This is a genomic window from Kangiella marina, from assembly GCF_039541235.1.
GTDB classification, from domain to species: domain Bacteria; phylum Pseudomonadota; class Gammaproteobacteria; order Enterobacterales; family Kangiellaceae; genus Kangiella; species Kangiella marina.
Genome location: NZ_BAABFV010000002.1, coordinates 446,266 through 460,336 on the forward strand (window position 1 = coordinate 446,266; position 14,071 = coordinate 460,336).

A 14,071-nucleotide genomic window follows, 5' to 3' on the forward strand; every position below is an offset into this window, starting at 1 on the left:
TTAGAATCAAGCGACTTAAACTTATAATTCTGGAGAATTCTATGAAATTACTTGGATTACTTGCAGGTAGTGCATTATTAGCAATGTCTGTGTCAGCAACTGCTGAAGAAAAAGCTGCTAAAGGCGCGAAAGCACAGGCCGCTGGTATGGAAGTGATGATGATGCAAATGATGAAGCAACAGATGGCTCAGACCTGTAAAGACCAAGAAATGCTGTCTTGCATGGAAATTACCGAAGCTAAATGTAATGAAATGATGGACGGTGTGTTACAAAAGTGTATTTCACCAAACTTTGGTCAGCTTATGGCGGCTCAAGGCATGAGTGAAGAAGAGCGTGATGCTTTAAATACTCAAATGGAATCGTGTGCAGAAGGCGTATCCGCTGAACATGGTATCGATAAAGAAAAAGCGAAAAGCTGCTCTCCAAGCAAGAAGTAAGTTTAAGCTTTTGATTTTAAAGCGGTTAAGGCTAACCTTAGCCGCTTTTTTTGTACTCACTGAAACCAAGCTAAAAATTAGCAGTCAACAATCTTCTGGCAAGAATAACAGAAGTATTTTTGCTATAATTTTGTTCGGTTTTTATTTTTAGAGCATAAAGTAGGCTGAAATGCCCTAGAAACTCTGCTCAATTGCCCGAAATATTTGGATTTAAAGCTAAAAACGGTTTCCAAATGGGTGTGATTTCATGTAAAATTCGCGCTCTTAAAAATTTGTAATCCTCGGAAGCGCCTACAAAGGGGGCTTTGGGGTGTTTTGTATTTAATATTAGAGGATATAAACGTATGGTTAGCATCCGTTTAGCACGTGGTGGTTCAAAAAAGCGTCCTTTCTACCACTTAGTAGTTGCTGATATTCGCGCTCGTCGCGATGGTCGTTTCATTGAGCGCGTTGGTTTCTTTAACCCAGTTGCTCGTGGTAACGAAGAGCGTCTAAGAGTAGAAAATGATCGCATCCAACACTGGATCGGTGAAGGTGCAAAACCAACTCCACGCGCTGCAGCATTGATTAAAGAAGCTGCAAAAGCAGAGTAAGTGATTGTTTAGTTAAGAATAATAGTAATGTCTGAAGCTTTTGAGCCACTTATTGTTGGCAAGCTTAATGGAGCTTACGGCATCAAAGGCTGGGTGAAGGTTTATTCACACACCTCGCCGAAAGAGAATATTCTTAATTACAAACCGTGGTATTTGAAGCTTAACGGCCGATGGCAAGAAGTTGCTATTTTAAATGGTCGTGAACAGGGTAAAACCTTGGTCGCACAGCTTGAGGGTTGTGATGATCGAAGCCAAGCTGAGAGTTATCACGGCATTGAAATTGCGATTGAGAAGTCGCAGCTGCCTGAATTGAATGATGGCGAGTTTTACTGGCGAGATCTGATTGGATTGAGCGTGGTAAATCAGGCCGGAGAGCAACTAGGGCAGGTCAAAAAGTTGATGGAAACTGGTGCCAATGATGTGTTGGTGGTGAAATCATCTAAGGGTGACGAGCTATTAATTCCGTATGTACCAGATTACAGCGTTATTGACGTGGACTTGAAGACGGCACAAATTACTGTCGATTGGGAGTCTGACTATTAGCACTGACGATAAAGCGTCGATGAATCTTCATATCATCAGTCTTTTTCCGCAAATGTTTGAAACGATTTGCGAGCAAGGTGTTGTAGGGCGTGCGATTAAACAGGGTAAGGTTAATGTTGCGGTAACCAATCCGCGTGATTTTACTCAAGATAAGCATCGCACCGTTGATGATAGGCCGTATGGCGGTGGACCAGGCATGTTGATGATGACTGCGCCACTAACAGAAGCCATTCGCTACGCTGAAAGTACCATGGCTATTGATGGTTCCTCTAATGAAGAGAGTCATCCTGTTTTTAAGGTGTATTTATCGCCTCAAGGACAAAAGCTTGACCATCAACTGGTAAAAACTTTAGCACAGAAGCAAAATTTGCTTCTTGTTGCGGGCCGCTATGAAGGCATCGATGAACGAGTCATAGAGTCTGAAATCGATATGGAAATTTCCTTGGGAGATTTCGTTCTAAGCGGAGGGGAAGTCGCAGCGCTGGCTGTGATGGACTCAGTTGTTCGAACCTTGCCGGGGGTTTTGGGGCACCAAGACTCTGCACAGCAAGATTCGTTTGCGGAAGGTTTATTGGATCATCCGCATTACACACGACCTGAAGTTTACGAAGGTCAGCAGGTCCCGCCCATATTGCTAACTGGCGACCACGAAAAAATTCGTCGCTGGAGGCTGAAGCAATCTCTGGGGAGAACCTGGGTAAGACGCAAGGATTTGTTGGAGCAAGTCGAACTTAACGATGAGCAACGGCAACTCTTGCAAGAATTTATTGAAGAGTTTGAACAAAACTAACTCTTTGCAACGATTAATTTTGATAGAGCAAACGCTCAAATGAGGAGCAACAGCCATGAGTAACATCATCCAACAGCTAGAAGCTGAACAAATGAATAAAGAAGTACCAACGTTTGGTGCTGGTGACACAGTTATTGTCCAAGTAAAAGTAAAAGAAGGCGATCGTGAGCGTCTACAGGCGTTTGAAGGCGTTGTTATCGCAAAGCGTAACCGCGGCTTAAACTCTGCTTTTACTGTTCGTAAAATCTCTTCTGGTGTTGGCGTTGAGCGTACGTTCCAAACATACAGCCCGCTAGTTGATAGCATTAGCATTAAGCGTCGTGGTGACGTTCGTAAAGCTAAAATCTACTACTTGCGTGAGCGTAGCGGTAAATCTGCACGTATTAAAGAAAGACTTGACGTTAAGAAGTAAGTTTTTTCTTCAAACGCTTAAAAAGCAGCCCTTTGGCTGCTTTTTTTGTGCCCATAGGTTTTATAGTAGATCATTGATTCTTTAGTTCGCTAACGACTTGGGGTAATCTAATAATAACTTTGTTTAAGGCATTATTCTTTGGTGGATAGGCGCAGAAAAATCAGTAACGCATCGGAGCAGGACCTGAGTGAAATCGAGCTGTTTTGTGACCATGTATGGATGGAGCAGGGGCTTGCTGATGCAACTCTGTCGAGCTACCGAACGGATCTTAAGCTCTTTGCGGCCTGGCTTAACGAGCAATCGGGTGAACTCTTGAGGGCTAATCAATCAAGCATCCAAGCTTATTTGGCACATCGTTTTCAGCAACAGTATAGCGGCCGCTCAACTGCCCGATTACTGTCTTCGCTGCGTAAATTTTATGGGTATTTGTGTCAGCAGCATCGTTTGAAGGTTGATCCCACACAGCAAATTGAAAACCCCAAAATCCAACCACCCGTCCCAAAGTCATTAAGCGAGAAGGACGTTGAGCGACTTATTGAACAGCCTGATCTCGATACTGCATTGGGTTTGCGTGACAGGGCGATGTTAGAGTTGTTATACAGCAGTGGACTGCGAATCACTGAACTGATTAGTATTGAAGTCAATCAAATTGGTTTCGTGCAAGGCGTGATGCGGGTGATCGGTAAAGGTAATAAGGAAAGGTTGGTTCCGATTGGTGAAGAAGCGCTATCGTCAATACAGCAATATTTGAAGTATGGGCGACCGGAACTCGCGAGCCAAGACACTAATGACTACTTATTTTTAAGTACGCGCGGCTCCAAAATGACTCGACAAACCTTTTGGTATCGCATTAAGCATTACGCTAAAACGGCGGGTATCAAGACTCACTTATCACCGCACACCCTACGGCATGCTTTTGCCACCCATTTATTGAACCATGGTGCCGATTTGAGGACTTTGCAGATGCTACTGGGGCATAGTGACCTGTCCACAACCCAGATATATACCTATGTTGCAAAAGAGCGTTTAAAGCAACTGCATTCGAAACATCATCCTCGGGGCTAGTTAAAAGGCATGTAAATCTTTGTAAATCAACTTACTTTCTCGGTATTGGCATGGCTAAAATACGATGTGGGATAGAAGTGATTGATTAGAGGTTTTAGGGATCACATGCTATGGTAATTAACCTTTCAAAGAAGAAACTCCAAGCTTATGCATAATTACAGCAAATTACTGTTTATTGGTTTACTGAGCTCGTTACTTATTGCTTTCGGTGCGAAAGCGGCAGTAAAAGAAGTTAAGCCAACACCAAATGTTGAAAAGCTGACTCAAGCGTCGAACTTAGATGCTGATCAAATTCGACAGTTGTTGCAGTCAAAATTTCCATCAGCCAGCATCCAGCATATAGCCCCATCTGAAATTGAAGGCTTGTACTCCTTCGTGCTTCAGGGCGATTTGTATTACATTTCAAACAACGGTAAGTACCTCATTAAAGGTCAAATGCTTGATATTTCGACGCCAAAAGTGCGTAACGTATCTTCTGAGCGTATGGCTGAGATTCAAAAGCAAGAGTCGCCAATGCGCATGTCTGAAATTAATAAGCTTGATGAGAAAGACATGGTGGTTTACAAGGCGCCAAGCGAGAAGCATGTCATTACGATCTTCACGGATGTCGATTGTGGGTTCTGTCAGAAACTGCATCGCGAACGTCAAGATTATTTAGATTTAGGGATCACTATTCGTTATTTGGCATTTCCTCGCGCTGGCCTTGATTCAAAGTCAGCGGATAAGTTGCGTGGCATCTGGTGTTCGAGTGATCAACAGCTAGCCATGACAGAAGCTAAAATTCAAAATAAGTATCGAACAGGAAACTGTCAAACACCATTCCAAGAGCATATGGCTTTGGTTCGTAAGTTTGGCCTGAATGGAACTCCAGGCATCATTTTGGAGAATGGAGACTTAATTGGTGGCTATTTACCCGCTCAAGTTCTAAGCCGTCGCTTAAATGAGCTTACCAACGAGTCGGGCAAGGTTGCGAATAAATAAATTCAGCTACAGCCATAGCCAACATTCAATACTCTGTTACGGGTATAAAATGGCTAAGACGTGTCGGCCTTCGCTAGCAAGAACGGTGAAGGTTCGACAGGCAGCTCCCGTAGACATGACTTCCAAAGGCGCTCCCATCATTTGAGCCGCTTCAATAACGTCCCAGCTCGGTTGAGTTAGGTTAGGCCCCGTTCCTAACAGAACGGCCTCATAACTATCTACATTTAACTGTTTCAACGTTTCTGCATTGATATCCGTAGCTTGACGCGGCAGTGTGTCCTGAGTGATCTCATCTAAGCTAACCGTCAGGGGATTTGTATACTCTTTATCGTTAATACAAATCCTGTGGTTGTCATAGGATTTAATGTGATAATGACCAGAACTTTTATCGAGCGAAATATCCATAAGTTTATACAGTTTTAAGGTTGATGATAGGCGCGGCGGCTTTGCACCTTGCGGCTATTTCCAGTATAACGTTGAGCAGCTTACAGTGTAACAGAATATTATTATGTCGCTAAAAATTCGTCGTCGTGAAACAGCCGTCGTCAAAGACTTTACACAATCGAATTTATTGAATCGAATCTATTCCAATCGAGGGGTTACCGACTCTGATGAGCTTAATTATAAACTCTCCGAGCTCGAACCGTTCCATAGCTTAAAGGGCATTGATGAGGCTGTGGCGCTATTAGTAGATAGCCTTAACAACCATAAAAAAGTTCTAATAGTCGGTGATTTTGATGCAGACGGCGCAACCAGTAGCGCATTAACAAAACTGGTTCTTACACGGTTAGGTATGGATGCTGATTACTTGGTGCCAAACCGGTTTGACTATGGTTATGGCTTGTCACCAGAGTTGGTTGAAGTGGCGAAAACGATGAACCCCGATCTGATTATTACGGTCGATAACGGTATTTCTAGCATTGCGGGTGTCGAGGCGGCTCAAGAGGCAGGAATAAAAGTCTTGATAACGGATCATCATCTTGCTGGCGATGCGTTACCTAAAGCGGATGCTATCGTTAATCCTAACCAACCAGAAGACCCGTTCCCGAGTAAAAATTTAGCCGGCGTCGGTGTGGTTTTTTATGTGCTACTAGCGCTTAGAGCCCACTTGCGTGAACAGGGCTGGTTTGAAGCTTCAGGTGTGGAGGATGTGAATTTAGCCCACTATCTTGATTTGGTCGCTTTAGGAACGGTTGCTGATGTGGTTCCTCTGGATAAAAATAACCGTATATTAGTTCATCATGGACTGAAGTTAATTAAAGCGAGCAAGTGCCGCCCGGGAATTATTGAATTACTTCGAGTGGCTAAACGTGAGCCTAAAAAAATTAAATCTAGCGACTTAGGCTTTGCCGTCGGGCCACGACTGAATGCCGCTGGTCGTCTTGATGATATGGGGTTGGGGATTGAGTGCTTGTTAACCGAATCATCTGCAAAAGCCCAAGAACTGGCTCAATTGCTTCATGGTTTAAACGCTGATCGCCAGCAGGTTGAGCAAGAGATGCAGGATGAGGCTTTGGCCCAGATTGAAAAAATGCCTTTAGATAATACCGAGTCCGTGGTGAGCTTATGCCTTTACGAGCCGCACTGGCATCAAGGCGTTGTCGGGCTGGTTGCCTCTCGTTTAAAGGAAAAAACCTATCGACCATGTATCGTATTCGCCGATGCGGACGATGACACAGTGAAAGGCTCGGGTCGCTCTGTAAAAGAAGTGCATATCCGTGATGCGCTAGCGTTAGTTGATGCTCAGAACCCGAACCTCATTGATAAGTTTGGTGGTCATGCCATGGCGGCAGGGCTGTCGTTGAATAAAAGTAACGTTGAGGCCTTTAAGTTGGCGTTCGAAGCAGCCGTGAAACAGTTACTAAACGGTAAGGTGATGGAGGATGTGGTTGAAACTGACGGCTGTTTAATGGCCGATGAGTATCATTTAGAAAGCGCTAAGCTGTTAGCCAACGCTGGCCCTTTTGGCCAGGGCTTTTCTGAGCCTGCATTTGATGATGAGTTTGCTGTTGTGAATCAAAGGATTGTTGGTCAGAACCATCTAAAGCTGACGCTACAAAAAGAAGGTTGCTCAAGTACAATCTCAGCAATAGCCTTTAGAGTAGACCCTCAAAAGTGGTCTCAGCCGGTATCCCATATTCGGGCAGTTTTCCGGCCTGACATCAATGACTATTACCAAGAAGAGCTACAACTTATCATCAGTCACCTAGAAGCGCTCTAGGTCTTACTATGCTTCAGTGCGCTCAGGTATTGCAGAATCACAAGCGTCGGGGTCCCCGCTCCAGTTGGCGTGGGTGACGATGCCTTGGTCGTTATAACCGACTTGCACGGTACAGTATAAATCTTTTTTACCACCAAATAGGGTGGTTCCAATACTCCCAAAGAAGTTGCCGCCAAAGCCGCCAACCCCGACGTTAAAAGAAGGTCGGTTTTTAATTTCTCGTGTATTCCATTCGGCATATTTTTGATTGTTAATTTCACGGTCAGCCGTAGGAACGCCCCAAGTCTGGATAACGGTATTTATATTGCTTCCTTGCCATGCGTTGAGTTTGGAGTCGATTTCTGCGGGCTTGATACTGGCACAACCGGCAGTTATCGCTGTTACTGTGGTGATGGTGAGCAGTTGAAATAGTCTCATGAAGACTCCTTGAAAACTTAATTGGCCGAAATTTAGACAGTTTAACTATCAAATTAACAGATTCGAAATAACTTGTCGTTAAAATTTGTAAAAGTAACTCCTTGATTTTAATAATACGCTTGTTACTCTGAGAAGCAGTTAATAGAATGTCTGCATTCATCATTTTTCACTACGGGGAACGATATGTCTACGAACAATGCCACTGAAGCGGCAAAAGAATCAGCTTCACAAGCAGCAGAGAGCTTAGGGATCAGTACTGAACAACTCTCTGGTTGGGCTGAAGTCGCTATGGAATACGCGGAAATTTATTTACCAAAATTAGCCGTTGCCTTAGTTATCCTAATCATCGGTTTGATCTTAATTAAGATCTTACTGGGTGGTATGAAAAAACTCTTCAAAGTCAAAGGCTTTGATAAAACGTTAGAAAACTTCCTGCTGAGTTTCACTGGAATATTGCTAAAAATTATTCTGGGTATTACCGTCATCAGTACTATGGGCGTTCAAATGACGACCTTCGTGGCGCTGTTAGGTGCTGCGGGTTTAGCGATTGGTATGGCGCTGTCGGGAACCTTACAAAACTTCGCTGGTGGTGTGATGCTACTCATTTTCCGTCACTACAAAGTGGGTGACTGGGTAGAGATGCAAGGGTATTCAGGCACGGTCAAAGAAATTCAAATTTTTAATACGATTCTGAAAACACCGGATAACAAAACCATCATTATTCCTAACTCGCCGATTTCGACGGACTCGCTGGTTAATTACAGCACTGAGCCTAAGCGACGCGTTGATTTTACTTTGGGGATTGGTTACGAAGATGATATTGACCAAGCGAAAAAAGTGATATTAGACGTTATTTCGGCAGACGAGCGTGTCCATAAAGATCCTGCACCGTTTATTGCCGTTGCAGAATTGGCGGATAGCTCAGTCAACTTCACCCTACGAGTTTGGGTTGATAGTGGCGACTACTGGGGCGTTTATTGGGATAACCTGGAGGCCTTCAAGAAAGCTCTTGATGCCAATGGTATCTCGATTCCATTCCCACAAAGAGATGTTCACTTGCATCAAGTTGAGTAATTTTCTTAAGCATTTGATGTCCAAAAAAAAGGCGCTGTTAGCGCCTTTTTTTGTGCCTTGAATGTGAGTTTTTAAGCTAAAATAGGTGATTATAATGGCTATAATCTGTACAATTAGCGCCCGTTTTACCGTGACGGACGTTGCGGCTAAAAAGCCTTTTTAAGACTGCGATACGCTAGAGAAAGAGATTTATGCAAGTACATTTAAGCGCCTTAGGTTGTCGACTCAATGAAGCTGAATTACAAAATTGGGCAACTTCATTTCAAAAAGTGGGTTACTCTTTGGCTGCCACACCTGAAGTGGCTGACTTAATCGTGTTAAATACTTGCGCAGTTACTGCGGAAGCTGCTCGAAAATCTCGTCAGACAGTGCGCCGCTTTCATCGCTCCAATCCAGAAGCTCGCATGGTGGTCACGGGCTGTTATGCTTCCTTGGAGCCGCAAAAGCTAGAACAAATTATGGGCGTTGACTTAGTGGTCGACAACTCGGATAAGGATGTTTTAGTAGATAAGGTGAAAGAGGTGCTGGATATTCCGGTCATGCCTGAGTTTGCGACTGAGCCGGGTGAAAGTGCTTTATTTGCCCGTAATCGCGAGCGTGCTTTCATCAAGATTCAGGATGGTTGTCGCTATCGTTGTACCTATTGCATCGTGACGGTGGCTCGTGGTGAAGAGAAGAGCCGCACAATCGATGATCTGATTGACGAAATTAACAAACTATATGCTGAGGGTGTTCAGGAAATTGTGCTAGCAGGGGTTCATGTCGGGGGCTATGGCTCTGATATTGACTCCAGCCTGTATGAGCTGGTGGAAAATGTCCTCGAGCGCACTGAGATGCCTCGTATTCGGTTTGCTTCAGTCGAGCCATGGGATTTAGGTGACAACTTCTTTAAGTTATTTGCTAATCAGCGTTTGATGGCACATATGCATTTGCCCATCCAAAGTGGTGCCGATAGTGTATTACGCCGTATGTCACGTCGTTGTCGTACCGAAGACTTTGAGCAGTTGGTGAAGGAGGCTCGCACCCAAGTTCCTGGTTTTAACGTAACGACGGATGTAATCGTTGGCTTTCCAGGCGAGACGGATGAAGAGTTTGAGCAAACCATGGAATATATTGAGAAGGTTGGCTTTGGGCATATTCATATCTTTACGTATTCTGATCGAGAGGGCACAAAAGCCGCTCGATTACCGAATAAAATCAGTAAAGACGTCAAGAAAGAGCGAAGCCGACGCTTGCACGAACTCGCTGCGAGACTAAAAGCTGAGGAGCTTGAGGCTCAGATCGATCAAACGGTACCGATTCTTTGGGAAAGTTCCAATCAAATTAACGATGATGGTAGCCAGCGATATCACGGTTATACACCGAATTATCACAAAGTGGCTGTGGATGTAGCTAAAGGGAAAAGTCCTGAACGATTGATTCTAAACACCAAGCTAATAGCAGTGGATGACGAGCAAGGGTGCTTAATGGGCGAAATTGTAGACGAAATACCGGATGCAGAAGCTGAGTTGAGTAATCACATTCAAATCACTCAACTTTAAGACTCGGTGGTTAGGTCGTCCGCAATGTAAGGCTGCGCCAGATCATTGATCACTTTAAGTTCAGCAACTAATTCATTATGAAGATCTTCTAACAAGTTATATTGTTGTTTTTTTAGCTTGGTTTCATATTGACTGCTGAGGCTTTTCAAGCGTGGAGTGCCGACGTAACAGCTAGCGCCATGGAGCTTATGAATGTGCTGTAAGAGCTCATCAAAATCTTGAGCTTGATAGGCGGCATGGATAATACGTCCAGTCTCATGGTTCGATTCGACCATCATTTTCAGCATATCTTGAGCCAAGTCCGGCTTTCCATTTGCCAGCTTCAAACTTAGCTCCCAGTCGAGGGTTTTTTCTTTATCAGTACTTGTTGTCTCTGATGACTGAGTAGCATTATTTAGAGCGCTGTCAGCCTGGGTCCACTTTAATAAAATATTAATCAAATCCTGCTCTGAAACAGGCTTGGTCATGTAGTCATCCATCCCCGAGTCGAGCAGTATTTCTCGTTCATTTGCCATCGCATGCGCGGTTAAGGCAATCACCGGCGTATTCTGATTGGTGGCATTAGCGCGAATAGTACGCGTGGCTTCAAGGCCATTCATTTCAGGCATTTGAATATCCATTAAAATGGCGTCATAGACTTTATCTTTGCTTAAAGCGACCGCCTGCATGCCGCTGTCGGCAGTGTCGACTTTGATATTAAGGTCTTCCAGTAGTGTGGTGACAAGTCGCAGGTTAGCGGGGTTGTCATCAACAGCTAAGACATAACTGCCTTTGAGCTTAGAAGCATCGACTGGAGTAGTAACGGTTTGTTTCTGTCGTTTCGAGCTTGAAGACTTATTAGAGCGAAGCAACTCAATTAAAGAATTATAAAGCGCTCGATAAGTGATTGGTTTTTCCATGGCTCGGGATACGCCAAGCTCTGACAAACGCTCTAAGAAGTCAACATCGCTGGATGTGCTAAAGGTAATAACCGGGCAGTTCAGTTGATTATTAACGGTATCGCAAATATGCTCAATGCGCTGCATGTGTCGGCGGAAACGTTGACCGCCTATGATGATGAGATCGACGTTTTTACCGCTTTGAGAATAGAGGTCGACTTCGGTCATGAGATCATCCATTTTCTCAAAACTTCGAACCTGCATCTGCCAGTCTTCCAACATTTGAGTGAGCGACAAGCGTGTTGCTGGGTGCGGGTCAAACACAAGCACAGACTTAGCGGCTAGGAATTCACCGGTTAAACCATCTTCAGGCAAGGATTCTGCACGCTCACACTGCAACGTAAACCAGAAAGTTGAACCATCACCCTCATTACTTTCGACGCCAATATTACCGCCCATTTTTTCAACCAGCGACTTCGAAATAACCAAACCCAAGCCTGTGCCGCCAAATTCACGGGTTGTGCTACTATCCGCTTGGCTGAAGGCCTTAAATAAGTTGTTCTGCTGATCTTTAGTAAGGCCAATACCTGAGTCTTTAACCTGAATTTTTAACTTCAAGCCTTGTTTGCCTTCGGACTCAACTTCTGCGTAAAGCTCGACGCTGCCTGACTTGGTAAACTTGACGGCGTTGTTTAATAAGTTGGTGATGATCTGTTTAATACGGATAGGATCGCCGAGCAAAGCCTTTGGTACGTCGGAGTAAATGAGGGACACTAATTCGATGCCTTTCTGTGAGGCGTTAGGGCCTAGAATTTTGAAGACATCATCGACACACTCTCTTAAATCGAAAGGGTAACGTTCAAACGACATTTTACCGGCTTCAATTTTTGAGTAGTCCAAAATATCATCAATAATTGACAATAAACCAGAAGCCGAACGTTTAATATCAAACAAAAAGTCTTTCTGCTTATTGTTCAACTCGGTTTTCAATAACAGATCGGTAAAGCCAATAACACCGTTCATAGGGGTACGAATTTCATGACTCATATTAGCCAAAAACTCAGTTTTGATACGGCTTGCTTCGACCGCTTGACGTCGTGCAATATCTAATTCAAGGTTGTTAACTTCCAGCGTTTCCAGCGTTTCTCTCAAATCTTCGGTCGCCTGATCAACAGCCTGCTGCATTTCTTCTTGGTTGTGCTCCATGCTTTCCGCCATCAAGTTAATACCATCTTGAAGCGTTTTAAGTTCGGCGCTGGCGTCAGAGCTAATTCTGGTCTCTAGTTTACCGTCTTTAATCTTATCGACACCTTTTGCCATGCTAACGATGGGCTCGGTGACGCTAGAAGACATTCGGCGTGCTAAGAAACCGCCGATTAATAAACCGATAAGACTAATGAAAATAGTCGTAATGATGGTGCTGTAGCGGCTCAGCAGAGAAAAGTCTTGGGACATTAGTACAGCAACGTAGCCTAAAACCTCAGTATTGCTTTGCACATTCGTCCGCCACGACTCGTGATCGTTAGGGAACTTAGACAAAATAGGTGCATGAAAAACCACGCCGTGGACAATTTTTTCCATATGAGCATAACGCATCAAGCTAGTTTGCGCGCCAATCTGGGTTAAGTCGTGTGGGTTTTTGACGCCAATATCTGAAATGTATTCTGCGGCTCCAACAGAAGTTAAAATGCGGTTGTTTTGATCATAAATGGCAACGGCCAGAAGCTCTTTATCATTATCTCTTGCTGCTTGAGCCATTTCTTGGAGTGTGGAGTTATCTAGGGTGATAATGCCGTATTCGCTGGCAAGTGCAAGGTGGGTTGCAATGGTTTTACCGCGCGCTATAAGCGACTCTTCGCTATCTTTATTATGATTATTGATGAAGAAGAAGCCTAAAAGCAGGCAAGCCAGAAACGTTGGCGTCAGCGCCAAAGTTAAAATTCGTCGACTAATACCCCAGTTTTTCATGGTTTTTGTGAGTTCCCATTACCCATTGCGCTTTGTATGAAGTCCAAAGTTTCTATTTTTTGCATCAAGCCGCCAACCGTTAGATCGTTATAACCAAGTAGTCTTGCAATTTTTCGATTGATACCAATCGCAAACTTTTCGGGGTATTGATAGGGCGTTGCTACAGAGCCCTTCGCTAGCGAATGAAAAAGGTCCGCTGCTTGCTCCCCTATATCATGCGGCTGGGTAAACAATGTTAGCATTGCTCCTTCCTTTAGTACACTTTCAGAGTGAGCCACAATAATGATTCTTTCCCGGTAGGCGTTGACCATAATTGACTTTCTTATCTTGCCAGGCCTAAATACATCGTCACTTTCAAGGATGATTACTGAGCAGCACTGGGTCAATTGCCTTAAAGCATCACGGCCATTGAGCTTGGGTTCGACTATCACTGGGTTGTAGGATAAGTCGTAAAATTCTGCTAACTTTTCAAAGGTTTGGATGTTGTGCTTTGTCTGAGGAGAGATAAAGCTACCAATTTGAGCGTGATACACATTGAGGCTTTTGGCTAATTGTACAAAACGCTCTGTCGGCTGAGTATGGGTAATGGCATATACATTGTCTCTGGGCGACTTTTGGAGTGCGCTCAGCATCGTTTTATCAAGCATGACGGCTAGGACCGGAGTAGCGAGATTCATGGTTTGAATTTTTTGATATGAGCGATTACCGATAACGATCAGGACATCGGGTTGGTTTTTTTCGAGGTATTCTTCCCAGTTATTTTGTCTTTCCCAAAAAATGAGTTGCTCAACCACCTTCATATTGTATTTTTCGGCGAGCTTTTGCCGAAATGAATAGAGCAGTTCGCGCTCTTGTGGCGTCGAGAACGCGCTTAGGACATTGACCTTTATCGTTACGGGATCGTCTTCGTGCTCGGCTTGGCTGATCATAGGCAGCGTTAATGCTATCAGCAAAAAAAGGCTGAGTACTGCATTCGACAGGCAATGTTTTTGCAGTTGATTCAACAGCGAATTCTCCAAGCTTTTTGGTAACAAAATCGTTATACTACGGGGTCTTTTGTAGCCTAATCTACCTTGCCTCAGTGGTTGTGGCAAGAGTGAGTTTTATCGGATGGATTAAGGCAAAACGAACACTGGGTCTGATTAAGGACA

At 44.1% G+C, this 14,071-nt stretch carries 14 protein-coding genes; 10 read left to right on the forward strand and 4 right to left on the reverse strand.

Translation table 11 applies throughout. The annotated features are described in order from the left end of the window. Positions 1–41 precede the first annotated feature (41 nt). From ABD943_RS10255 to ABD943_RS10285, 7 genes are all read left to right on the forward strand, one after another. Positions 42–437 (forward strand): hypothetical protein, encoded by a 396-nt coding sequence (locus ABD943_RS10255; protein WP_345293094.1) that lies wholly within the window; start codon positions 42–44, stop codon positions 435–437. Positions 438–781: 344 nt separating this feature from the next. Then, positions 782–1,030, forward strand: coding sequence for a 30S ribosomal protein S16 (rpsP, locus tag ABD943_RS10260; RefSeq protein ID WP_345293095.1), 249 nt, complete (start codon positions 782–784; stop codon positions 1,028–1,030). 27 nt (positions 1,031–1,057) lie between these two features. Beyond that, entirely contained in the window at positions 1,058–1,573 is a 516-nt protein-coding gene (rimM, locus tag ABD943_RS10265) for a ribosome maturation factor RimM (RefSeq protein WP_345293096.1), read from the forward strand. A gap of 19 nt (positions 1,574–1,592) precedes the next feature. Next, a complete protein-coding gene (gene trmD / locus ABD943_RS10270) occupies positions 1,593–2,363 on the forward strand; it encodes a tRNA (guanosine(37)-N1)-methyltransferase TrmD (protein ID WP_345293097.1) in 771 nt (256 codons plus the stop codon). Positions 2,364–2,418: 55 nt separating this feature from the next. Further along, positions 2,419–2,775, forward strand: a complete 357-nt coding sequence (rplS, locus tag ABD943_RS10275; protein WP_345293098.1) for a 50S ribosomal protein L19 — start codon at positions 2,419–2,421, stop codon at positions 2,773–2,775. 183 nt (positions 2,776–2,958) lie between these two features. Next, positions 2,959–3,840 (forward strand): site-specific tyrosine recombinase XerD, encoded by an 882-nt coding sequence (xerD, locus tag ABD943_RS10280; protein ID WP_345293377.1) that lies wholly within the window; start codon positions 2,959–2,961, stop codon positions 3,838–3,840. A gap of 147 nt (positions 3,841–3,987) precedes the next feature. Further along, entirely contained in the window at positions 3,988–4,821 is an 834-nt protein-coding gene (locus ABD943_RS10285) for a thioredoxin fold domain-containing protein (protein ID WP_345293099.1), read from the forward strand. A gap of 36 nt (positions 4,822–4,857) precedes the next feature. Here the strand turns inward: ABD943_RS10285 and ABD943_RS10290 are convergent, their stop codons facing one another. Next, positions 4,858–5,226 (reverse strand): Mth938-like domain-containing protein, encoded by a 369-nt coding sequence (locus tag ABD943_RS10290; protein ID WP_345293100.1) that lies wholly within the window; start codon positions 5,224–5,226, stop codon positions 4,858–4,860. Between the two features lie 103 nt (positions 5,227–5,329). On the opposite strand from ABD943_RS10290, the gene recJ reads away from it, so the two are divergent. After that, the gene (gene recJ / locus ABD943_RS10295; RefSeq protein ID WP_345293101.1) at positions 5,330–7,042 is read left to right on the forward strand and encodes a single-stranded-DNA-specific exonuclease RecJ; all 1,713 of its coding nucleotides are present in this window, start codon (positions 5,330–5,332) and stop codon (positions 7,040–7,042) included. 6 nt (positions 7,043–7,048) lie between these two features. Here recJ and ABD943_RS10300 read toward each other — a convergent pair whose 3' ends face one another. Next, on the reverse strand, positions 7,049–7,459 hold the full coding sequence (locus tag ABD943_RS10300) for a hypothetical protein (RefSeq protein ID WP_345293102.1): 411 nt from the start codon (positions 7,457–7,459) through the stop codon (positions 7,049–7,051). 288 nt (positions 7,460–7,747) lie between these two features. On the opposite strand from ABD943_RS10300, the gene ABD943_RS10305 reads away from it, so the two are divergent. Further along, positions 7,748–8,533, forward strand: a complete 786-nt coding sequence (locus tag ABD943_RS10305; protein WP_345293378.1) for a mechanosensitive ion channel family protein — start codon at positions 7,748–7,750, stop codon at positions 8,531–8,533. A gap of 191 nt (positions 8,534–8,724) precedes the next feature. Further along, complete coding sequence (gene mtaB / locus ABD943_RS10310) at positions 8,725–10,074, forward strand: tRNA (N(6)-L-threonylcarbamoyladenosine(37)-C(2))-methylthiotransferase MtaB (RefSeq protein ID WP_345293103.1); 1,350 nt, start codon at positions 8,725–8,727, stop codon at positions 10,072–10,074. On the opposite strand, the gene barA is transcribed toward mtaB, so the two are convergent. Both barA and ABD943_RS10320 read right to left on the reverse strand, forming a co-directional pair. Further along, complete coding sequence (gene barA, locus ABD943_RS10315) at positions 10,071–12,920, reverse strand: two-component sensor histidine kinase BarA (RefSeq protein WP_345293104.1); 2,850 nt, start codon at positions 12,918–12,920, stop codon at positions 10,071–10,073. The genes mtaB and barA overlap by 4 nt on opposite strands. Beyond that, positions 12,917–13,924 carry an ABC transporter substrate binding protein gene (locus ABD943_RS10320; RefSeq protein WP_345293105.1) on the reverse strand — a complete coding sequence of 336 codons (1,008 nt, stop codon included), beginning with the start codon at positions 13,922–13,924 and terminating at the stop codon, positions 12,917–12,919. Before ABD943_RS10320 ends, barA begins: the two co-directional genes overlap by 4 nt. Positions 13,925–14,071 lie beyond the last annotated feature (147 nt).

What these genes read in the sequence shown, in the direction of transcription:
- ABD943_RS10290 (WP_345293100.1), bottom strand. Translation starts at nt 5,226, where the DNA reads ATGGATATTTCGCTCGATAAAAGTTCTGGTCATTATCACATTAAATCC.
- rplS (WP_345293098.1), top strand. Translation starts at nt 2,419, where the DNA reads ATGAGTAACATCATCCAACAGCTAGAAGCTGAACAAATGAATAAAGAA.
- barA (WP_345293104.1), bottom strand. Translation starts at nt 12,920, where the DNA reads ATGAAAAACTGGGGTATTAGTCGACGAATTTTAACTTTGGCGCTGACG.
- rimM (WP_345293096.1), top strand. Translation starts at nt 1,058, where the DNA reads ATGTCTGAAGCTTTTGAGCCACTTATTGTTGGCAAGCTTAATGGAGCT.
- rpsP (WP_345293095.1), top strand. Translation starts at nt 782, where the DNA reads ATGGTTAGCATCCGTTTAGCACGTGGTGGTTCAAAAAAGCGTCCTTTC.
- ABD943_RS10305 (WP_345293378.1), top strand. Translation starts at nt 7,748, where the DNA reads ATGGAATACGCGGAAATTTATTTACCAAAATTAGCCGTTGCCTTAGTT.
- ABD943_RS10255 (WP_345293094.1), top strand. Translation starts at nt 42, where the DNA reads ATGAAATTACTTGGATTACTTGCAGGTAGTGCATTATTAGCAATGTCT.
- mtaB (WP_345293103.1), top strand. Translation starts at nt 8,725, where the DNA reads ATGCAAGTACATTTAAGCGCCTTAGGTTGTCGACTCAATGAAGCTGAA.
- recJ (WP_345293101.1), top strand. Translation starts at nt 5,330, where the DNA reads ATGTCGCTAAAAATTCGTCGTCGTGAAACAGCCGTCGTCAAAGACTTT.
- trmD (WP_345293097.1), top strand. Translation starts at nt 1,593, where the DNA reads ATGAATCTTCATATCATCAGTCTTTTTCCGCAAATGTTTGAAACGATT.
- ABD943_RS10285 (WP_345293099.1), top strand. Translation starts at nt 3,988, where the DNA reads ATGCATAATTACAGCAAATTACTGTTTATTGGTTTACTGAGCTCGTTA.
- ABD943_RS10300 (WP_345293102.1), bottom strand. Translation starts at nt 7,459, where the DNA reads ATGAGACTATTTCAACTGCTCACCATCACCACAGTAACAGCGATAACT.